We start from the raw sequence: 22,282 nt of genomic DNA on the forward strand, positions 1-22,282 counted from the left end.
GAGGTCTCCAGAAAAAGAAAGACCCCGGCAGCGCGAGACATACCGGGGTCAAAGGTAGAGAGGTTGGTGGTTCTCTTTGAGGGTAGTTCAGCTGGGCCTATCGATGTCTCCTACCTTGGCTGTGGGTTCCCGTTTCACCGGGATCAGCGTTTCAAGGACCAGCGCAGTGAGCGGGATAGCAAGTGCAATACTCAGCCGTTCAGCCAGTTGGTAAGCCGGTCCTATGGTGTCGTAGTCAGCCACCCAAGTGGCTAGGGCAAGCCCGCTGGCTTCCACTGCTCGCAGGTAGACACTGTAGCCGTGTACGGTCAGGCCGCTGTCACGGACCACTTGTATCTCGCCGTCCCGATTCATCGCTTCGAGCTCAACGGCTATCGGTTGCTTTGGCATCTTGCGCCTCCTCTTGGGGTAAGGGGTCACTCTCCACGGAAAAGCCACTATGCGTGCAGGTACGCTGCAGGTCAGCCAAGAAGCTTGCCAGCACGCGAGGTTGCTCGGTGAGAGAAACCGGTCCCGTCTGACAGCGCCAGAAACACCGACGCTTGGGGTCAATGCAAATTTCGTCGATGGGTTGGCTCATGGTGTGCCAGTCCTCGGCATTGGTGAGGGAGATCAGTTGCCACTGGGCGCCGGACCAGCGCACCTGCAGGGTGACAGTGCGGGTGTGTGGACTATCCGGGGTCAGGTGGAGCAACCAGCGCTCACCGCTGCGCTGCGGTTGCAGCTTGGCTTTGGCGGCGACCAATCCCAGCCACTGGCGTGAGAAGTGGGAGAGCGGCAGTTCGTCAGTCATCACTTACCTCCTACTCCCCGCTCACCGTGACAGTGAAATACCCCAGCTGGGCGTAGCTAATGAAATTGCTCTGCCACAGATCGAACAGTTCTCGTGCTTCCGAACCGGGCAGTGGCCCCCATCCTTGCAGGTAGTGCTCATCGCAGGAGAGGTTGAAATCGAGCTCCTTGCAGAGTTCGGCATCCTGGCCGAGCCCCTGGTAACTGAAGTCGGTGACGTAGTCGAAGACCCAGCCATGTAATCCCCGAATAAGCCTGAGTTCTACCGGGTGTACGCCACCGGTGTCGGCGCTATAGCCGGGATTGCGGAAATTGAAAGTAAGTTGGGTCAGGTGCTCAAGATTGAGCTCATTTTTTGCTACTTCCTGATTGAGCAGCGTCAGCAGGGTCTGGGCAACGGGCAGGGCAAAGCCGCCCCGAGAGAAGGGAGTGGTCATATGTGTCTCCAGAAATGGGGGATAATCAGCGGTCGCCGAAGAGTTCGGTCAGCTTGTGGGTAACGAGTTGGCGTACCTGTTCGTCGATGAAGGCGCTGACTGTGGCTAATGTGGCGCTCAGCACCGCAAAGTCGTCAGCGAATCCGAATGGCAGCAGGTCCGGTACGGCGTCGATGGGGGAGATAAAGTAGACCAGGGCGCTGTAGATGAGCAGCTTGGCCCAAACCGGTAAATCCGACTTTTGGCTGGTGTAGTAGAGCAATAAGCAGACTTCAATAAGGGGTCGTCCGACCCGCTTGGTAAACGCCCAGAGCTTGTGCCAGAAGCCATTATGGTCGAACGGTTTATCGGGGGGAATGCAGGGTGGCATAGTGCGTCTCCTTCACAGGTGGGGGAATTGCAGAAATGAAAAGAGGAGGCACTTGCCTCCTCGGTGGATACGGTAGTGGGGGCCAGAACTCGGTCCATCGTCTACGTGATGGACTCAGTATGACCACGAGATGATTATTTTTTGTAGAGTACGCTGAGGGTGTTATCTACCAGATGTTTGGCTATTTCATAGTCCGGGTTATAGGTGGCGAGGTTATGAACGGCGATACCGGCGGCAGAGACGACACCGGCTACCCCGGCAGGGCCGCCGAGGAGGCTTGCGCCTGCGGCGGTAATGCGCCCACTGGTGTAAACCCTGCATTTTAATCCAGCAGGCTCAATTGCATTCTCAATTTTGCTGACAGCGCTACTCATCCGTCCAGATAAACCCGTTACCTCGAAAGAGAGCCTGTTGCTAATGAGCGCTGTTAATTTGTCAGTATCCAAGTCGTCGTAATGAATTTTTTCCATGTGATTTTTTTTTCCTCTTCTCTTGCCGTGTTGGTGCTCAAACTACTCCCCCATTTCTAGGGGGGAATGGATGCTAGGATTGTGCGTCAAATTGGTATAAGGCTTCCCCTTGGTTGGTTAGCAGGCGTAGTTCCAGAATGTTGCAATTTTGGGGAACGATAAATTTGGCAGTACCACCAAAGCCGAGCGTCAGCGGTAGTTTCTGATGTGGGGTGCTGCGGCAGTTGCCGCGATTGACAATGGCACTCTGGATGGTGATGTTGTCGTGATGGGAAACGACCTGCAGCACTTTGGCGGGCAGGTTGACCCAGACATCTTCAACGCGCCAACTGACATCAAATGCTGACGAAGGGAGTGAGGTTGTCACTGGGGCAGGGGGAGGATTAGAAGCTGCTGCCGGTGCAGGTTCTTCACTTTCATCCCACATCAGGCAACCAAATTCAGCCGTCTTGGTTGAGGGCAGGATAGCGGCAGCATCCTGCGTCGGTAACGTGAGCTGCTGTTTATCCGCTGTCTCGACAGTGATACTTTTTGCACTGCGCAATTTATCCCACAGGTCATAAAAGTTCTGCTCTCCTACGTTGGACTCGGTCAGATATGGGGTGTCATAGCGCTGTCCGTCGACGATGAGGGCAAAGGCATGTTTGTCGTCAGGGTCATAGATGTGCTGTTCAGGGACATACTCTTTCCCTTGAATCGTCACCATCATGAAGACTTTCTTGGCATCACCACAGCCAATGTACAAAGAGTTCTGCTCATCGACCGTCGCCATGTATTCGGTCACGCCTTGGCCCCATCCCGTGCTCCAGCGACCGGGTTCGCCAACAGCACATGCTGTAGTGCTTATTAGCAGTAACGGGGCGATTAAGTAACGTCTCATCATTCTCCTCCTTGAAAAAATTCTTAGTCTGCTCCAAGCGGGTGATGGCATGGAGAGGACGTGAAAATGGGTAGACACATAAAAGAGCACAGGACGCACAGGTTGGCGGAGTTTGCGTATTGACCTCTCACTACGTCCATAGGCAACCCTTTGGGTTGTGACTCTACCCTCTGAGTCCTTCATGTCAATGCGTCTTCCTTCGACCATATGAGTCGAATGGAGGAGTTATGACAGACATCAACATGAAAGAGCTGGCAGTGTCAGTGGGCAAGGCAATTGCCCGCCAGCGCCAGCATTGCGGGCTGACTCAAGAGGCAGTGGCGGAACATCTGGGTATCGGCATGGAGGCAGTGTCACGCATGGAGCGTGGCATCGTGGTGCCGACCGTCGCCCGTCTTGCTGAATTAGCCCAGCGATTTGACTGCGAACTGGCTGACTTCCTGCGGGAGACGAGTCCGCGCCCGACCGAGCAAGGCATCGTTCTTAGCCAGAAACTCGCCCGATTGGACAGTGCCGACCGGGCTTTGCTTATCGAGACGTTCGACCGGCTGGTTGAGCGCTTGTCCAAGCCCTGACTCAGGAAGAGGAAGGGAAGCAGTCGCAAGACCTGGCCAGATTTTTCTCTTGCTTTCATGGCGGCTCCTTACGAGCAGCATAAAACGCCCCTTGCCCGGATTGGCTTGCGCCAGTCCGGGTGAGGTTATTATGCGGTTTGAAGGGGGAAGGGCGATTACTGCAGCAGGGTGAGTGTCTGACTCAAAGCTTGGGATTTGAGTTGGACTCCTTGACCGAACCAGGCGGAGTCGAGCCGATGATCTTGACTGCGAGCGCGACGGTGATGGTCAATGTATTCGGTAACCGCATTGACCAGCCCCCAGGCGGTATTGCGGGAGCTGGCAAGTTCTGAGCCCATGCCCGCGCCCATATACAGCTCGTGCAGTTTTTGGGCGGGACGGCTGAGAATAATATTCTCATCATCGCCAGCCGGATCATTGAGTAGCTCACCGAAGAAATTAAGGGCTTTCACTGGTGATACCGGACGATTGCTCAACGATGTCATCTCTTGTTGGAAACGATCCCAATTTGCCATACCAAGGCCCAATGCCTCTTTGACGGCAGCAGCATTGAATTGGGAACCTTGACCGCCCCAGTATTATTCCGTAGCGCTATTTGTAGAGTGTTATTACAGACGACTCGTAGCGAGGTAAATTGTGCCGTGGTGCACAGCGTACCATCACAACTGGTGGCGAGCAGCAGGTATGATTTCACCCTTTCTCCACCTTTCAATTTCATATCTTGACCCGTTTTGGCCAGTGCCCACCGCTTGCGACCGCCTTTGAGTGAACCGGCGGTCTCCAATTCAAAGCCGCTGGCTTGTACCAAATCTTGATAGAAGTGCAACACCTCGTGGGGCTGTACCACGTTGTAGCGACGGGAAACCACCGAAAGGGGAGCGAGGGTATCGGAGCGGTAGAGCACCTTGCTGTCGCTGTAGGAGCGGATATGCAGGGCGTCGGAGGCGACGTTAAACATGACGTCGCTCTGCTCGATGGTCCAATCCATCCCGGCTGCTTGCAACCAGATATCGAGGGATTGCTGTGGGGACAGTGTATTACCGAGGCCATGCCAGGGCGTTTGGCCGGTGTAGGCCATGGTATCAATCAGATGAGCCATAAATCCTCCAGGAACAGTGAAACGCAGGTATCAGCCCGCTAACTCATGGAGATGATATAGGTGTGAAATATAGTTGAAATGGATTCTAAACAGAGAATGGAGCGCATGATGATATCAATGCGCTCAGTCTAACTACGTCGATAATGAGTTAGATATGTCGCATCCCAGGAAGCAGAGAGGTTTTCGGTATAATGGATGGGATAATGTAGGTGCCATTGGATACTCGTTTTATTTGAATGGCGCTTCGCAACTCCAGAATCGCCAGTGCAACATCGAGTTGCTCTTTTTTACGTAACTTTGAGGGGCCTTTTTGCAGCAACAGCGTTTTGCTGGTGGCATGGAGGTTGAGGGATGAATGATAATGAGTGTGTTGTTGAATAAAGGTCAGTAATGCTTGAATAAGTGGCTCTGTTATTTCGTGGTAATCCACGGCTTGTTGGTACCTATTGGAATATTCCTGCATTATCTGACATGCGGAGGAAATAAAACTATCGTCGACAACGTCATTTTCATCTTCCTCTAAGAAAGCATGTATTACCCCGGCCAGCCTTAACGCATGTTCTATTGCGCGCTGAATGAATTGAGGATTGTGGGGGTTGTCATTCGTACTTAATTGAATGCGGTAGGCCTCTTTGGCATGTTCCAATGTTGATATTCTGGCAGTATCTTGTAGTTCTAATACTCTACGCTCATGAAGTTGGCCACACAGAAACTGCTCATAAGCGGAGTCCAATAGCGTGGTGATACGAGCAATAAAGTTATCAAGGTGTGGCGTCGGCACCTTATTAACAACAGGTTGCTGAATGGTAAGTGATGGTTGTGAAAAGGCAAATAAGCAGCGTGCAAAAAAGCCACTCTCCTTGGCTTGCTCACCATGAATGCGAATGTACTTAGCAAAAGTGGAAGGCTGTAGCATCAAGTTCATACTGAAGCGGTAGTTAGAAATCTGGCTGCGCCCCGTTGCTACTCGCTCAATGGAAAATGGTGTTGCATCCCAGAGTCCATTGTAGAAACTGGGCATTGAGAAATCCTTGCCATTGAGGATTTTACCGGCCTCATCGGTATTGAGGCACAAGGCGTTCCATGATGCACTCAATGCCTTTTGCAATGCTGATTGCGTGATGTCACTGACGAGTATTCGTGGTGTTGGCTCTACAATGGGCTTGTTTTCTTTATGTAGTTTAAGTTCGGCCCCGCTCTTGACTTCCTCCTCTTTATTCTGGTTGGCAATCGCCTTTTTTAATTTAGCCTTGAGTACCTTCAGCCGAATGTCATAAATATCAATTTCATCTTCATAGCGTCTCCTACGTTTTTTACCATCATCTTCCTGGAGTTGTTCGAAACGTCTGAATGGCGCCATTAAGAGGCTTTCTACCGTGCTTTTTCGGGCCCCGGATTCAGCCACTGTGATGCAATAAAGTGAGAGGGGAATAGGTTTATGGGTAAAAGGGTGAAGAATATCGGTTGAGGCTTGTACCGCAACGGCCATGGCATTGAGCATGCTGTTGATGATGATGTCATCATGTGCCTGGGTGAGCAGGCGTAGCTCGGTGACGACATGTTGTAGGGGTAAAGGCAAGAAACGGCACATCTGGCTGGCTATGTGGAAAGGTGGGGATAAGGGGGGATTTTGCATCATCGGCTCCAAGGTACGTCATACACATCCACAGAATGCGCTAATAATTAGCTGGAAAATGTGACAGACAGGGTCAAAATCCGCGTTTCTCTGTGATGAATGTCAAAAAATACATCATGGGCTACTGATATGAGAACAGACCATGATTCGATAGTTTCACCTGAACTGAGTCCTGAGTGGGTTCTTGTCGGCGGTTGAGTTCGCCTGGCGTTATCTCTCTTTCTATCAGGAGTCTGGTATCATGAATGCCCATAATAAACCTGTTCGTGTGCTTCGTCTGAAGGACATGCTGTTCAAGCTCAATATTGCACGTAGTACGCTGTATGACTGGATGAGTGAACGCTCTCCCCGCCATGACCCCACGTTCCCCAAAAGGGTAAAGATAGGTCTCAACAGCGTAGGCTGGTTGGAGAGTGAGGTAGATGATTGGATTTTATCCCGCTTTGACGTTACGCCTGAATAACGAGATGTTGAACTGTATAACTTCAGAGTAAATCCTTTCATCAGGCGGAAGTAAATACATGGTATTGTCGGTTTCTTAAATCTAAAAAACACGGTAGATGCCGAAAATTAAAGTTGTGGTCAATGCCGGTATATGTATTATACATCTAGCATATATACGCCTGGTTTATATGTGTCTAGCTTACACATACCTAGTCTACATTTATTATATGGCTACAGCTGTACATTAACCTCTATGTATTTACTATTCTACATCCTATCTAGGATTAACATCCACTGCTATACGCAGTGTCTGGTTTGCTCAGTATGCTGAGTATATCAAGATATCTAACACTGACCATAGCAACGCTCATTAAAGCATAAAGGCGTCACGCTTTGATAAGAACACTACTCCTGTTCTGGGTTTATTGTCTCTTGTAATGGCAGTTCATCTGCCCCCGACTACTATCCCCACTAGGAGTGGTTATGAGAACGCAGAGGAGGGTTATATACCAAGAGCTAAACCAATAAACCCCATTGTAAATAGGCTGCACATCAATGGACTGCAGTGTATTAATCAATTCAGCAATCTATCTAATGTTTAGATAAGGGTATGTGAATAAGCATGGCCAGTAAGGACGGTATTATGAATATGATGCACTGTAATAATCAGGTGAACCAAGAATTGAATAAACTAATGGCAGAGGCTCAGCGCCTCTATGGTGAAATATCCCCCTATCACTTGGAAAGGTGTTTGGGGGTGGTGCAGGGGGCTGCCACCAAGTTTGGGCGAGTTTTCGCTCTGCGAGTAGACCTGCGTTTTGCACAAGATATGTGTGGTGGTGAATATGACATGCCCATCTGCTTTCAGCGCAGTGACCCTAAAGCGATTACTCGTTTTATAGAGGCACTGAAAAGCCAAATCAAGGCGGACCATAAACGCAAAGGAAGACCTGGTGAGCCGGCTTACCCATTGTACATCTGGGTCAGAGAGCTAGTGAGTGGTGACCACTGGCATTATCATCTGGTTTTGCTCTTCAAGAAAGACGTCTATGGATTTAGAGGCGACTATAGCAATTCAGATGCCGATAACATGGCCACCAGGATACAGAGGGCTTGGTGCAGTGCCCTGGGGCTTGTTTATCCAGATTACGCAGCGTTGGTTCATTTCCCTCCCAATGGTAGCTATCTGCTTGACCAGCATTCACTGCATCTGAAGCCTGAGGATTTCAATCACTTTCTGTTACGCCTTGCTTATCTCTGCAAAACCCACTCCAAGGACATTGGTGATGGTCAGCGCAACATGGGTTGCAGCCAAGTTTAGTCATTTCATTATTCAAGCAGCGTGTCGTTGTTAGTCGCTGGGGCGAGATGTACTTTGGGGTGAAGCGCCAAGGGGTCAAGCGGAGGTGGTGCCTGAGTCATGACTTGGGTGGAATGCCATGTTTAGCGCGATAAACCTGCTAAGTTAAGTGAAAGTACCGCTAGAAATAGCGGGTTGTGAACTGATGAGGTTCAATTGAGTTTTGTCGATCATTTTTAATCACCCTGGCGTCGCCACCAAGACATTTCAGCGTTGGCAGGGTGGGTAAGGCCAGGTCAATATCTGGCGTTCGTTGTGATGCGGCACAGCCCTTCAAAATAGAGCGAATGATAGTTGCCATGATGATGGTTAGCAAAGAGGTTAGCGTCAATCCATATGCTCAGTCATCGATGGTTGCGAGGCCCATCAAAGATGCATGAACCCCATGGGGTCAATATGGTAATATGCTCATCATGATATTCGTATTGCTTCAGGTATCAACTCAGCAATACAATCTTGCGCAATGTTATCAAAGTGAAGCGTTGTGTTTGGTGTTTACGCCTTGATGTACATCTAGCCAAACTATTTTCTCCAATGAGAGTGGGACTATTATGAGTGAATTTCTGAAAGTGCTGTTGAACGTCCGCAGTCTGCGTGCGGCCCTGCGGGAGCTGTCTCTGGAGCAAGTCAAAGAAGCCCATGAGAAGATTGAAGCGATTTATCTGGAGCGTTTAGAGCAGGCGGAGAAAGAACAAGCTGCCAATGCTGAGCGTCAGCAAAAGCTTGCTGAGTTCCAAGCGATGTTGGCTCAAGCAGGTATCGACCCGACTGAGTTGGTGGGCAGTACCCCGGCAGCAGCGACTGCGGCTAAAGCTAAACGAGCACCTCGTCCCCCGAAATACCGTTACGTTGAGAATGGCGTAGAGAAAACCTGGACCGGTCAGGGCCGTACACCCAAGTTCCTAGCTGAGCAACTCGAGCAAGGTCGCCAATTGGATGACTTCCTCATCTAAATAGACAAGGCTATGCCGATGGGGTGTGGCCTTCGTAGTGTTTGCCTCTCTTATTAGTGGGAGCTTGCATTCGCCACTTTGGCACTCAGATGATATTTTAGGGGGGGTGACCATCCCAATAACGCTGTATGAATAGGTACAAACTAAGTTAAAAATAGCAGAGTGATACTGTTATGGCTGAAAAAAATCTAAGTAGTTGCTGGGTATAAATATGAGGTTAGTTCAAAATCACTGTAGTTACACACTTAGAGTCTAAAAAGTAGTGGCACTTGAAAAATTGCTTATTTTTGCAATATCGTGAAAGGGATATATCTAGAGCTAAGAGGAGTGAGCGCTCAAGCGAATTGACCTCGGTGACACGGGCACATTCAAAACCAAAATATTTACCAATGTATGAAAAGGTTGCTTTAAACAAGCTTTCTTTGGCTGAAAAGATGATCGATGTCGCAATCGTATCACTGATACCATGCTCGGAAAATAGCATAAGTTCATGTCGGTTATGAATGTCATTAGCAATCTGTTTAGCAATTGTAGAGTCAAGAAAATTCTCGATATCAAGACCAACGTAGCGATAAGCAGTACGTTTCGAAACCAAGGCAATAGCTTGACTACTAGTATGAGAAATAGCGCCTGCATATTCTATTGGCCAGATAGGTTCTCGGTGGTGACCTATTTCAAGCTCATATTCTTGTGGAGTTATTAGTTTGAAACATAGCTTCGCCATGTATCGTCCAGCAATAAACTCAGCCTGCCTTTTTTCTACACTTTTGGTGATGGACTGTGGCACAGAAATACTTAGTGTCGATGCGAAATCTTCGTGAAATTTGTCAATGTTAAATTGGCATTGGCACAAATATGTTAAGTTGCTTTGACCAGCATAGAGATCAATGTGAGAGAGGTATGCGGCAGGGGATGAGACAGATAAATAATGTTTCAGCAGATCTCTATACATAACTAACCGATACAAGTGATAAAAATTTAATGTACTGCCCAATAGGCATAGTATCAAGTTGCTTAGGGAAGGTGCGATCCAGTCTATGATGTGAGATCAGTCCAAGTCAGAGCCTTAAGGTTCTACTCAAGAGCTTCCCCTGTCAGGGTGATGATAGTTAATCATCACCCCTTACCAGATACAAGGTTTTACAGGGAATACCATTGGGACGGATTACGAGAAGGTTGGTTCTGCGCCAACAGCTGACGTGGCACGAAGTGTACGTAGTCCCAATAGCACGATAACTACCATGGACAAGCCCGAAAGAATGGCTACACTGAACCCTGCTCGTGCACCATAGATGTCGATGACCATGCCTGCGATGACGCTCCCGAGCGCTACACCGATGCTGATGCCCGTCGTCATCCAAGTAAGTCCCTCGGTAAGTCTGGATGGCGGAATAATGATCGTACCAAGATTCATAACAACGACCATCGTTGGTGCAAATGACATACCTGCCACAAAGAGTATCATGGAAAGGATATAGACGTCCGGTGAAAAAATAGGCAATACAGCTGTGACTGAAGTTAGCAGTACCCCAATGAAGAACTGCTTTTCAATGGGTAAGGGAACCCTTAATGCGCCGAACGTCAGGCCCGAAATCATTGAGCCAAGTGCATAGGCTGCCAGGATGAAACTGGCAGACGCTGGCCAACCTTGTGCGTTGGCGAAAGCAACCACAGCCACATCGATTGAACCACCAATTACACCCATCGCCAGTAGTGCCAGAACAATGGTACGAACGCCGGGAATAAGTAAGGTCGAGCTTCTTGCATTCCTCCTGATGCCTACGACGACTTTCGGCTCAGTCTCTCGCTGTAGAAGAAACGCAGTCACGCCGGTGATCAGTAGCAACACGGCAACAAGAGGACCGGCTTCTGCGAAAAAACTGGTGCTCAGGCCAATGGCGAGTGGTGGGCCGATTATAAAAGCGAGTTCAGTGAGAACTGTGTCCAGCGAGAAGGCAGTGTGTAATTGCGGCTTGCCACGGAAAAGCTGTGTCCAGCGTGCTCTTATCATGGCAGGCATGCTTGGCATCGTGCCCGCCAATGCAGCAAGAATAAAAAACAGTAGGGTCGGAGCACTCATATAGACAGCAATTATCAGTGCCAGCGACATACCAATGCTGAAAGCGGTCACAAAGGGTAAAACCCGACTCTGGCCCCGCTGATCAACGAGTTTCGAGATTTGCGGACTGATAATCGCATTCGCCAAGGTAAAGGTTCCGGCGACCGAACCGGCCAGCCAATATAGACCTGTATGCTGTACTAACATAGTAATAATGCCGATGCCGAACATTGCTTGTGGTAGACGAGCAATGGAACTCGTTATCACTAGCCCCATGACTCCGGGGGTTGTGAGAAGTTCGCGGTAGGGATTAGCCATGGTTTCTCCGGTTTATAATTCGATGCTGATGTGTATCCCGCTGCACGGGACGCAAACTTTTAAGATGGTTTACTGGCCATAATAATGGTGCATTAAATCGCGCAAGCAAGTGAGGGAGTTACAGCATGTTTAACAACCTCACTTGTCCATAGATGAGCGTACTGCTCAATGATTGCTTTTACAATAGTGCTCGGTCGAATGCTTCTGCCAAATACTTGCGATTATTAACGTCCTCCATCATTGACAAGTGCCTGCCAGGGATAGAAACAGAACTAATTTTTAAATTCGGCAATAATTTTTGCCAACCGCCAATCATATCAATTTTAGGCAGATGAGAGTGTTCACTTTCAGCTGCGTAGAAATAAGATAGATTGATCGGCAATGGCAATGGCAATGGCAATGGCAATGGCAATGGCAATGGCAAGGGTTCATAGGCGCTGGCAATTTGTGAGAAGTGATAAATAGCTTGCCATCTGACTGTTTCCAGTGAAATGTCTAAATTTAAATCATAGCCTCCTAATTCCTGTGCTTTTTTAATTAGCACAGCAAGCTCATCTCCTTTATTTAACGTATCGAATCTATGGCGCTCTGTCTCGGAACTCACTGCTTTAACATGCTCAATAAAATAGTGCTTAATATCATTATTTTTATAAAGTAAATCCTGTGGAGCAGGGACATCGATAAATCCTAAAAATTCAACATTTTCCTCTTTTAAAATAAGCTCATAGGCGATAGCATAAGCAAGGATCCCTCCAGAAGAATAACCCGCAATTCGATAAGGCCCTTCAGGCTGTATCGCTTGGATGAGTGGTACCATTCTTTCGGCCATATTCTCTATTGAATGAGGTAGAGGGTCACCAATGGCCGACCACGGCAATATATGGATAGGGCAGCTAACGTGGATTTGTTGGGCCAGAGAAATTACATACGAATAGTCAGCAAGTCCCGAGGGTACAAAGAAAACAGGTGGTTCACTTCCGACAGCGCGCACCGTGATTGCTCCAGTATGTGTATGAAGCCCGGAAGTTTGTGCGATTTGTAAGGCAAGGCTAGCCAATCGCGGGTGTTCAAAAATGTTACTGAGCGAACACTCCAAGCCATAGCTCCTGATTTTTTGTATAAGTTGAACGGCAATGAGTGAATGACCACCGAGGGAGAAGAAGTTGTCATGGCGACCGATCTGCTCAATTCCGAGCAGCCCTGACCAAAGCGCTGCTAGGATAGTTTCAATCTCACCTTGTGGGGCCTCATAAATCGCATGAGCAAAGGCCTCGTCCTCAGGTATAGGCAACGCCTTCCGATCAAGTTTGCCATTAGGGGTTAGCGGCAAACGCTCAATGAGTACAAAAGCAGACGGCACCATGTAAGCGGGTAAACGTTCACTCAGATAATCGCGCAGTTGTCCTGAACGTGGTGAGCCTTCCTCTGAGCCAGCTTGGGATATGAAGGTATCGTGTCCTGAGAATTCTGGGTGAACCATGACATAGGCGACCAGTCGTTTGTTCGGGTCTACACCTTGTACTTCCACAACCGCCTCCTGGATAGAGGGATGCTCGGTAAGTCTGGCCATAATCTCGCCCGGTTCAATTCGTAAACCGCGGATCTTAACCTGATCGTCATTGCGGCCCAGGAACACCAGGTTCCCGTTAGGCAGATAGCGAGCCAAATCCCCCGTCCTGTACATACGTGCGTCAGGCTTGTCTGAAAATGGATCGAGCAGGAAACGCTCGGCCGTCAGTTCGGCGAGGTTAAGGTATCCACGTGCAACACCCATCCCTCCGATATACATCTCTCCCACCGTGCCTATCGGAACAGGCTGACCATGTGCGTCGAGAAGGTAAATGTATGTGTTTGAAATCGGACGGCCTATCGGAACCGGATCAACGTTACTAGGGAGGCAGCGATAGACCGTTGCCCAGACTGTTGCTTCAGTTGGGCCGTATTCATTGAATAATTCAACATCCGTAAATACTGAGGTCACTTCCTGAACTAATTTCGCTGGACACAATTCCCCCGCCACGATCACCTGACGGAGTTGGCCATACCCGAGTTGGGCCACTTGCGGCAGAACTAATCTGGCGAGAGACGGCACCAGCAACACGGAGGTGACTTTGTTTTCAATTAACAGACGGCTGATAATTCGTGGATCTACGACGGTATTGTTCCCTGGCAAACACAAAGTGCCACCGGTTGTTAACGTTCCGAAGATGCCTGCTATGGAACTGTCAAACGCCATTGATGAGAGGAGTAAAAATACAGCTTCGGAATTAGCCTTATAAACCGTAGTTCTTGCCAGGGTTGATGCGATTAATCCACGGTGTTCAATCATGACACCCTTAGGGTGCCCGGTTGAACCTGAGGTATAAATGATATAAGCGAGGTGGCGTGGTGTAAGACCAGGAACCTGAAAATTGGCATCAGCCTCCGTCAATATCCTTACTTGGGGTTCATTAGGATCAAGTATGATGTGGGATTTCAAGGACTCACCCAACGCCTGCCGCCCGGCCATATCGGCTAGCACCAAGATCGGAGCTGTATCGGCAAGGATGTAGGCCAGCCGATCCCTCGGATAGGTCGGATCAAGCGGCACATAGGCACCACCAGCTTTCAGGATCGCCATAAGGCCAACAACCATGGCGACAGAGCGTTCGACACAGATCGCCACCCGCTGGTCTGGCTCAACGCCCAACGCGATTAGCCTGTGTGCCAGTCGATTTGCCCTGACATTGAGCTCACCGTAACTGAGAGTTGTTCCCTCAAAGCTCAGTGCTGTTGCTTTTGGACTGCGCTCTACCTGTGCCTCAAATAAATGATGAATGCACAAATTATCCGGGCATGATGCATCCGTTGCATTCCATGTCTTGAGCAGCAATGTACGTTCAGACTCAGGCAGAATGTCCAACTGTCGAATCGGACGGTGCGGTGATTGTTCCAAGGTTCGTGCCAGACGGTCTAATGTCTGTTCCATATAGCTACATACACGCTCGGAATCAAACTGCGTGATCACTTGGGTTGTCAATCCCAGTGAATGGCTGAAATCTTCCACAGACAATGTTAAAGGATAATTGGTCCGCTCTTGTTCACTCAAGAACTCACCGCCCGGCATTTTCCGCATGGTTTGGACAATGTTGTCCTCACCAGACAGATTATTGTGCCGGTAGTTAAGCAATGCGCTGAACAGTGGCGTACCTGTGGCAACCTCGCTGCACCGCTGCGCCAGTGCCAAAGAAGCATGCTCGTGGGCGAGCAACTCTGACAGCCTAATATGAGCCTGCTGGACACTCTCAGCTGTATCAATGTCACCGGAATCAAATCGGATTGGTAGCGTGTTGATGAACATGCCCATGGCGCGATCTGACCCATGGCCAGATTGCATACGTCCAAACAATACTGTACCAAACACAACCTTTTCCTGGCCGCTGATGCATGCTAGTACCTGAGCAAAAGCAACGTGACAAAGACTTGCGAGACTCACGTTCAAACGCTTCGCCTGCGTTCGCAACCGATGATTGAGTTCGGCCGAAACCATGCGGTGTGTCTGATTGATCTGCACGCCGTCCAGATGTACCTCCGCTAATCCGAACGGCAGCGTCGGTTCTTCTATGTCAGCCAGCATTGATTTGAAGAAATATTCATGTTCCTCCTTGCTTTTGCCCAACTGTACTTGACCGATCAGGTTGCGGAACGGCTGAGGCGACGGTAATTTCTCACCCTGATCGGCCAGGAAAGCCTGCACTTCGTTATAAAAAAACTGTAAGGAAGAAGCATCATCAATCAAATGATGCTGCAATTGCATCAGAATGAAGCGGCCTGAGACGGGGTCATGGGCAACAATAAAGCGCAGCACCGGTGCTTGAGTCAGGTCAATTCTGTACCGGCATGAATCAAAGCGCCTGGAAAGTTGCTCGGTAATGGGGCCATCTGCCGGATTGAGGGCAACATCCGTGACGGAGAGTGGAGCCTGTCGCCAAACAACTTGCGCCGATCGAGACAATCCTTCCCAAACAAAGGCGGTACGCAAAATGTCGTGGCGATCTACAACTTTTTGCACTGCAGCTAGATACCGCTCCAATGTCTCACGATCAGCAAAGGCCATCTGGGCAACCAGCAAATACGGGTCACCTTCTTTTGCCAGCATGTGGTGGAACAGGATGCCGTCCTGCATAGGCGAGAGTGCATAGATATCCTGGATGTTGGCTGCCCCCCCAGGAACCTTTGAAATGATCAGGTCGATGTCTGATTGGCTGAGGTCTATCAATGGCAACTGCTCGGGCGTAATTCTTGACGTCTCTGGCTTGATCAGATTTGGCGGTACCACTATCTCTTCGTGCTGCCCAAGAGTGTTGGCCAGAGCCGATAACACGGGAGTCTGAAACAGATCACGTACAGCAAGACTTAAACCTTGGCGCCGTAACCGCTCGATCAAGCGCACAGCCAAGAGTGAATGACCTCCGAGGGCGAAGAAGTTGTCATGGCGACCAACGTGTTCAACGCCAAGCAGTTCTGACCAAACTCCAGCAAGAGTGAGCTCTGTTTCACCCAACGGTGCCTCGTATACCGCATGAGCAAAGGCATCACTTTCGGGCACCGGTAATGCCCGCCGATCAAGTTTGCCATTCCCCGTCAACGGTAAGCTATCCAAGCGTACAAAGGCAGACGGCACCATATAGTCGGGTAAACGGCCGCGCAGGTAATCACGCAGTGTTCCCGCCATCGTCAAGCCGGTCCCAGCGTCTGCCGACGTGTCTTGAACTCCGGGTTGTGCCACTATATAAGCAACTAGGCGCTTGTCGGTCTCCTTGCCTTGGGTCACCACTACCGCTTCGCAGATGGAGGGGTGCTCGGCTAATCTGGCCGCAATTTCACCTAATTCAATCCGGAAGCCCCGGATCTTGACCTGGTCATCATTGCGACCAAGAAACACTAGGTTTCCATTAGGAAGGTAACGGGCTAGATCCCCTGTTTTATACATTCGCGCTCCAGACTTATCGGTAAAAGGATCTGGTAAGAAACGCTCAGCCGTCAGTTCGGGGCGGTTCAGATATCCACGCGCAACACCGGCACCCCCTACGAACATCTCACCCTCGGCCCCCATCGGAACAGGTTGGCCATACGCATCCAGAAGGTAGAGATTCAAATCCGACAGAGGTTTTCCGATCACGCTGTCGCCTTGTTGTGCATCCGATGAGGTCAGCGGGTAATAGGTGACATGGACCGTGGTCTCTGTGATCCCGTACATGTTCACCATTTGTGGGGAAGATTCACCATGCACTCCATACCAGTCGCGTAGTGTCGATGGCTGCAACGCCTCACCACCAAAGATGACATAGCGCAGCTGGTTAGATAACGGTTTTATATGCCCCATTAAGGCAGTAAATGCGCTCGGAGTCTGGTTCAAGACGGTGACGCCCTGCTCGCAAATTAACCGGCAGAATGCCTGTGGAGAGCGAGTAATGGCATGTGGAACCAGCACCAGCGTGCCGCCATGACGAAGGGCTCCCCACAATTCCCAAACCGAGAAGTCGAAGGCGAAAGAGTGGAACAGGCACCAAACATCATTGGCCCCAAAACCAAAGGCGTCGTATGTTGTGTCGAACAGACGTACCACCTGAGCATGCTCGATCATGACCCCTTTGGGCTGTCCGGTTGAGCCCGAGGTATAGATGATATAAGCGAGGTGACTGGGACTAAGACCCGGGACGTCAGGGTTGGCATCCATTTCAGCGTAGTCATTACGGGGATCGAGCACGGTATGCGCCTGTAAAACATCCCCGAGCGCCTGGCGCCCTGCTGCATCAGCCAGCACTAGAACCGGTGCTGTATCGGCAAGAATAAAAGCTAGTCGCTCCCCCGAGTTCTCTGGGTCGAGCGGCACGTAGGCACCGCCTGCTTTTAAGATCGCCATCAGGCCAACAATCATCGCCGGGGAGCGTTCAACACAGATCGCCACATGTTGGTCAGGTCTGACACCTAAAGTAATAAGCTGATGTGCCAATCGATTGGCCTTGGCGTTGAGTTCCCTATAGCTGAGAGTTTCTCCCTCAAAGACCAACGCGGTGGCTTCAGGATTGCGTGCAACCTGGGCCTCAAATAGATGATGAATACACAGATGAGCTGGACAGGATTCTTCTACCGAGTTCCAAGTCTTAAGCAACAATGTACGTTCGGACGCATCAAGCAGGTCTATTCTGGCTACAGACTGGCTGGCATCCCTGGCCATTTCGGCAAGGACGGTCTTCAGATAGCCAACATGGCGCTCAACAGTGGTTGAGTCAAACAACGCGCTCGCATAGGTAAGAGCACCAACGATCTGATCGCCAGCCTCGGCCAGGTTCAGTTCCAGATCGAACTTGGCTACTTCATAGGTAGAACTAACCGGACTGACTTCGATGCCGGGTAAGGCCCATTGGCCTGCATCATAATTTTGCCAGGCAAACACCACCTGGAACAGTGGCGTGTGGCTCAACCGCCTTGGCGGTTGCGTTATCTCCACCACCTGTTCGAACGGCAGATCCTGATGGTCCTGGGCCTTGAGTGCACACTCGCGTACTCGAGTAATGAGGTCAACAACGCTCGGGTTGTCGCTGAGATCAATCCGCAGCGCCAGAGTGTTGACGAAGAAGCCGATCAGCGGCTCAATATCACAATGGCCCCGGTTGGCGCTGGGCACTCCGATGACAATGTCTTCCTGCCCCGATAGTCGTGATAGCACTGTGGCCCAGGCCGCCAACAGTGTCATGAATAGTGTCCCCCCCTGCTGTTGGCTAAAACACTTAAGGGCTGTTGTCAGCTCTGCACAGAGTTCTATCGGCACAGAGGCACCTACGAGAGACTGTTGCTCAGGTCGCCGCCGGTCTGTTGGCAAGTCGAGCAGTGTTGGAACATCAGCCAATGCCTGCTTCCAGTAAGCAGTCTGTTCATTCCAGATCTCTCCCGACAGCCTTTGCCGTTGCCAGGCGGCATAGTCTGGATATTGGATCGCCAGCAGTGGCAATGGATTGGCCTGATGGTTGCTAAAAGCCGTATACAGCGTACTTAACTCAGGCAAAAGAATGCCGAGCGACCAACCATCCGAGACAATGTGATGCTGTGTGAGCTGCAATACATGCTCATCAACAGATGAAGGAGAAGACTCTTGGGCACTCACCCGGATCAAACAAGCCCGAATGAGCGGACCAGTAGCTAGTTCGAAGGGCCTACGAGCTTCCTCGGCACACAGCCTGACAAGCTTAGCCTGCGCATCAGACAAGCTATTCGAACCATCACATAAATCAATCTTACTCAGCGGCAAACCTTTGCTGGAGGGTAGTAGATGCACTTCAGGCTCACCATCTATTTTGACAAAGACCGAGCGCAATGCTTCATGGCGATACCACAGTGTATCAAGGGACTGCTGCAAAGCAGCAACATCCAATTGACCTCTCAATCGAAGGGTCAAGGGGATGTGATAGGCTTCGCTGATTCCACTATCAAGTTGTGCCAAGAACCATAATCGCTGCTGGGCAAACGACAGAGGTAAAGACTCATCACGAGGTATAATATTGATCGCTGCTTGCGCCATGGAGTCAAGGTTGCGCTGAACATCGATCGCCAAAGACAGCGCCTTGAGTGTTGGAGATGCAAATAAAGTTACAAGTTGTAAATCTGCCCCTAAAGGCGCAAGACGGCTGATTAGCCGAACGGCCATAAGCGAATGGCCACCAAGAGCAAAAAAGTTGTCATCACGCCCGATCCGTTCAACTCCAAGAAGTTCTGACCAGAGCTCAGCCACGAAAATCTCGATCTCGCCCAGAGGCGCCTCATAGACAGCATGGGCAAACGCTTCATCCTGTGGCACAGGCAGAGCCTTCCGATCAAGCTTGCCATTGCCCGTCAGAGGCAAGTTTTCCATCCACACAAAAGCAGACGGCACCATGTAATCAGGTAATTGGCTAGATAGCTTTGCTTTCAACTCCAGCATTAATTGGCGAGAATCATCTTGACTCGCTGGTACATTAGTTAATCGGGATATATTTTCAACCTTATTAGGAAAGCGGTAAGTATCTGTCAGGGTATTCCCCACATGATGTAAAAAAAGAATGTCGAGTTCGCCATGTTCTCCATCACCGGACCATGTTGTGATTACCTGATAGCCAAATTTAGCCCCAATGGCATGAAAATCTTCAGGGTGAAGGGAAAATTTCTCAGAGTTATACTCTTCGAGAATTTCTGCTAGTGGCTTACCCTGTTGAAGCTTCTTCAGAGCAGCAATTTCATTAGTCAAAAATCCATTGGGTACATTACAAAAACGAAAATCTTCACTATTGTGTTCTGCTAAATATTTCATTAACTTATCAAGATTATTGTTCTCATTATCCCAATGCAATCTAGGTAGATTATTTAGGGAGGGTGTTGTAATTGGTCCTTTTCTCAATAAAACATCGTAACGGTGGCGATTCAATTCATTTAAGCTTTTCCCACGCTTAAGTCGGATATCAATCCCAGTTATGTCTTTTAACATCAATTGCAATTCGACAAAGAAGGAAGGGTCGAATAGCAACTCCTTTTCTACTTTCAGACGACTTTCAATTCCCCAATGTAGCGTATTAATGTCTGATACATCGTTGATGTTAGTGAGTTGAATTGCCGTAGCAAAGCTACGTAGTAATCGCAGATTGCGGATATCCCCCAGGAAGATAGCTCCTCCTGGGGCAAGTAAACTCAAGGCATGCTGCATCACTTCGATGAAATATTCTTTACTTGGAAAGTATTGCACTACTGAATTTAAGACGATAACGTCAAAATAACTAGTTGGTAAGTCATAAATTTGATGGGCTGGTTGGCAGAATAAATTAACATGACCTGCCAATTCTGGACGTTTAGCAAGCTGCCCTTGTAGCCTATCGATAACTTCACACGATAAATCTGTGCCCCAATAGGTTTGGCAATGTGGGGCAATTTTAGACAGTAGCAGGCCACTACCAACGCCGATTTCAAGTACGTGCTTAGGCTTAAGGTCAAGAATGCGGGTCACTGTTTCAGTACGCCATTCTCGCATTTGATCCAATGGGATTGGTTGACCATCATAACTACTGATCCAGCCGTGAAAATCTTCACCAAAGGGTATATCTTTCGGTTTGCTATATTCTTGGTTGTAGATTGTTTGCCACTCGCTAACTTGATTATGTTCCCACGCTATATCTCTTTTTTGGTGAGGCTCATGGGCCACAACATAAGCAACCAACCGCTTGTTAACATCGGATCCTTGCATCACAACTGCCGCTTCGCGGATGAATGGGTGCTCGACTAATTTGGCCGCAATTTCACCTGGCTCAATTCGAAAACCTCGAATTTTGACCTGGTCGTCATTGCGACCAAGAAACACTAGGTTTCCATTAGGAAGGTAACGGGCTAGATCCCCTGTTTTATACATTCGCGCTCCAGACTTATCGGTAAAAGGATCTGGTAAGAAACGCTCAGCCGTCAGTTCGGGGCGGTTCAGATATCCACGCGCAACACCGGCACCCCCTACGAACATCTCACCCTCGGCCCCCATCGGAACAGGTTGGCCATACGCATCCAGAAGGTAGAGATTCAAATCCGACAGAGGTTTTCCGATCACGCTGTCGCCTTGTTGTGCATCCGATGAGGTCAGCGGGTAATAGGTGACATGGACCGTGGTCTCTGTGATCCCGTACATGTTCACCATTTGTGGGGAAGATTCACCATGCACTCCATACCAGTCGCGTAGTGTCGATGGCTGCAACGCCTCACCACCAAAGATGACATAGCGCAGCTGGTTAGATAACGGTTTTATATGCCCCATTAAGGCAGTAAATGCGCTCGGAGTCTGGTTCAAGACGGTGACGCCCTGCTCGCAAATTAACCGGCAGAATGCCTGTGGAGAGCGAGTAATGGCATGTGGAACCAGCACCAGCGTGCCGCCATGACGAAGGGCTCCCCACAATTCCCAAACCGAGAAGTCGAAGGCGAAAGAGTGGAACAGGCACCAAACATCATTGGCCCCAAAACCAAAGGCGTCGTATGTTGTGTCGAACAGACGTACCACCTGAGCATGCTCGATCATGACCCCTTTGGGCTGTCCGGTTGAGCCCGAGGTATAGATGATATAAGCGAGGTGACTGGGACTAAGACCCGGGACGTCAGGGTTGGCATCCATTTCAGCGTAGTCATTACGGGGATCGAGCACGGTATGCGCCTGTAAAACATCCCCGAGCGCCTGGCGCCCTGCTGCATCAGCCAGCACCAGAACCGGTGCTGTATCGGCAAGAATAAAAGCTAGTCGCTCCCCCGAGTTCTCTGGGTCGAGCGGCACGTAGGCACCGCCTGCTTTTAAGATCGCCATCAGGCCAACAATCATCGCCGGGGAGCGTTCAACACAGATCGCCACATGTTGGTCAGGTCTGACACCTAAAGTAATAAGCTGATGTGCCAATCGATTGGCCTTGGCGTTGAGTTCCCTATAGCTGAGAGTTTCTCCCTCAAAGACCAACGCGGTGGCTTCAGGATTGCGTGCAACTTGTGCCTCAAATAGATGATGAATACATAAATTAGCAGAATATTTAGACGTGAATTGGTTGTACATCCTTGCCTCCAGAAATGAATAAACTCAATTTCATCAATTAGCTGCATTTAAGGCCGTAAGGTGTCTAGGGAACTGGGGAGATTCACTTACAGAACTGCAACATTTCATAACATGCCTGATCAAAGCCTAACTAGAGCTTAACGCGCTTGTTATTTGAACACTTGGAGGGTAATCCCCCCGAAAAACCGGGGTGCTCATAAGTAGAATTTTCCCGTACCTTGAACGCTGGAGGTTCTACATGAAAACTGAATCAGTATGGTGTATTCAGTGCAGCAAAGAACGGTGGCGCGCCAGGCGATGTTTC

Annotated in this window: 14 protein-coding genes and 1 pseudogene; 4 read left to right on the top strand and 11 right to left on the bottom strand. The window is 49.6% G+C overall.

Annotated features, from left to right (window positions below; all coding sequences use genetic code 11):
* Positions 1-87: 87 nt before the first annotated feature.
* The 6 genes from ACZ9IL_RS04325 to ACZ9IL_RS04350 all read right to left on the bottom strand — a co-directional run bounded on the left by ACZ9IL_RS04325 (position 88) and on the right by ACZ9IL_RS04350 (position 2,952).
* A complete protein-coding gene (locus ACZ9IL_RS04325) occupies positions 88-390 on the bottom strand; it encodes a hypothetical protein (RefSeq protein ID WP_476002397.1) in 303 nt (100 codons plus the stop codon).
* Positions 365-793, bottom strand: a complete 429-nt coding sequence (locus ACZ9IL_RS04330) for a hypothetical protein (RefSeq protein ID WP_476002398.1) — start codon at positions 791-793, stop codon at positions 365-367. Before ACZ9IL_RS04330 ends, ACZ9IL_RS04325 begins: the two co-directional genes overlap by 26 nt.
* A gap of 10 nt (positions 794-803) precedes the next feature.
* Positions 804-1,229 carry a DUF2787 family protein gene (locus tag ACZ9IL_RS04335; protein WP_476002399.1) on the bottom strand — a complete coding sequence of 142 codons (426 nt, stop codon included), beginning with the start codon at positions 1,227-1,229 and terminating at the stop codon, positions 804-806.
* A 25-nt stretch (positions 1,230-1,254) separates the two neighbouring features.
* On the bottom strand, positions 1,255-1,599 hold the full coding sequence (locus ACZ9IL_RS04340) for a YkvA family protein (protein ID WP_476002400.1): 345 nt from the start codon (positions 1,597-1,599) through the stop codon (positions 1,255-1,257).
* 134 nt (positions 1,600-1,733) lie between these two features.
* Positions 1,734-2,069, bottom strand: a complete 336-nt coding sequence (locus tag ACZ9IL_RS04345) for a hypothetical protein (protein WP_476002401.1) — start codon at positions 2,067-2,069, stop codon at positions 1,734-1,736.
* A gap of 73 nt (positions 2,070-2,142) precedes the next feature.
* Positions 2,143-2,952 (bottom strand): hypothetical protein, encoded by an 810-nt coding sequence (locus ACZ9IL_RS04350; protein WP_476002402.1) that lies wholly within the window; start codon positions 2,950-2,952, stop codon positions 2,143-2,145.
* 224 nt (positions 2,953-3,176) lie between these two features.
* On the opposite strand from ACZ9IL_RS04350, the gene ACZ9IL_RS04355 reads away from it, so the two are divergent.
* Complete coding sequence (locus ACZ9IL_RS04355) at positions 3,177-3,524, top strand: helix-turn-helix domain-containing protein (RefSeq protein ID WP_456496639.1); 348 nt, start codon at positions 3,177-3,179, stop codon at positions 3,522-3,524.
* Between the two features lie 155 nt (positions 3,525-3,679).
* On the opposite strand, the pseudogene ACZ9IL_RS04360 reads toward ACZ9IL_RS04355, so the two are convergent.
* Both ACZ9IL_RS04360 and ACZ9IL_RS04365 read right to left on the bottom strand, forming a co-directional pair.
* Positions 3,680-4,623, bottom strand: a pseudogene (locus tag ACZ9IL_RS04360) (DUF932 domain-containing protein).
* 148 nt (positions 4,624-4,771) lie between these two features.
* Positions 4,772-6,259 carry a DUF3987 domain-containing protein gene (locus tag ACZ9IL_RS04365; protein ID WP_476002403.1) on the bottom strand — a complete coding sequence of 496 codons (1,488 nt, stop codon included), beginning with the start codon at positions 6,257-6,259 and terminating at the stop codon, positions 4,772-4,774.
* Between the two features lie 241 nt (positions 6,260-6,500).
* Here ACZ9IL_RS04365 and ACZ9IL_RS04370 point away from each other — a divergent pair, with 241 nt between their 5' ends.
* The 3 genes from ACZ9IL_RS04370 (at position 6,501) to ACZ9IL_RS04380 (ending at position 9,016) form a co-directional block, all read left to right on the top strand.
* Positions 6,501-6,722 (top strand): helix-turn-helix transcriptional regulator, encoded by a 222-nt coding sequence (locus tag ACZ9IL_RS04370; protein ID WP_476002404.1) that lies wholly within the window; start codon positions 6,501-6,503, stop codon positions 6,720-6,722.
* Positions 6,723-7,346: 624 nt separating this feature from the next.
* Positions 7,347-8,024, top strand: coding sequence for an inovirus Gp2 family protein (locus ACZ9IL_RS04375; RefSeq protein ID WP_476002405.1), 678 nt, complete (start codon positions 7,347-7,349; stop codon positions 8,022-8,024).
* Positions 8,025-8,614: 590 nt separating this feature from the next.
* A complete protein-coding gene (locus ACZ9IL_RS04380) occupies positions 8,615-9,016 on the top strand; it encodes an H-NS family histone-like protein (protein WP_476002406.1) in 402 nt (133 codons plus the stop codon).
* A 217-nt stretch (positions 9,017-9,233) separates the two neighbouring features.
* Here the strand turns inward: ACZ9IL_RS04380 and ACZ9IL_RS04385 are convergent, their stop codons facing one another.
* The 3 genes from ACZ9IL_RS04385 to ACZ9IL_RS04395 all read right to left on the bottom strand — a co-directional run bounded on the left by ACZ9IL_RS04385 (position 9,234) and on the right by ACZ9IL_RS04395 (position 21,978).
* Complete coding sequence (locus ACZ9IL_RS04385) at positions 9,234-9,968, bottom strand: 4'-phosphopantetheinyl transferase family protein (RefSeq protein WP_476002407.1); 735 nt, start codon at positions 9,966-9,968, stop codon at positions 9,234-9,236.
* Positions 9,969-10,181: 213 nt separating this feature from the next.
* Positions 10,182-11,393 (bottom strand): MFS transporter, encoded by a 1,212-nt coding sequence (locus ACZ9IL_RS04390; protein WP_476002408.1) that lies wholly within the window; start codon positions 11,391-11,393, stop codon positions 10,182-10,184.
* A gap of 178 nt (positions 11,394-11,571) precedes the next feature.
* A complete protein-coding gene (locus ACZ9IL_RS04395; protein ID WP_476002409.1) occupies positions 11,572-21,978 on the bottom strand; it encodes an amino acid adenylation domain-containing protein in 10,407 nt (3,468 codons plus the stop codon).
* Positions 21,979-22,282 lie beyond the last annotated feature (304 nt).

It is taken from the genome of Aeromonas sp. TECH754, from assembly GCF_056279295.1.